Genomic DNA, 208 nt, shown 5'->3' with positions numbered 1-208 from the left:
CTGAACACGCTATTAAAAATCTGCCGCAGGATGAACTAAAGTAGGATCAACATTGTAATGAGTTTCACCGTGCTCTTGAGCTAGAATCGGCTCTCCAGCAGCAACTTTACCGATTAAAGGAAACACTTCGTTGACTGCTTCATTATCTTTATGCTCACTAATAACGCGAAAACCGCGAGATGTGCCAGATAATATTTCAATTGCCCCT

1 pseudogene is annotated in these 208 nt (G+C 41.8%); it reads right to left on the bottom strand.

What is annotated here, in order from left to right:
* Positions 1–15: 15 nt before the first annotated feature.
* A pseudogene (locus tag V6255_RS19100) lies at positions 16–208 on the bottom strand (LexA family protein); the annotation flags it as partial.

The sequence above is a fragment of the Psychromonas arctica genome (genome assembly GCF_038155225.1).
GTDB lineage: Bacteria > Pseudomonadota > Gammaproteobacteria > Enterobacterales > Psychromonadaceae > Psychromonas > Psychromonas arctica_B.
This window is presented reverse-complemented; position numbering and strand designations above follow the sequence as displayed.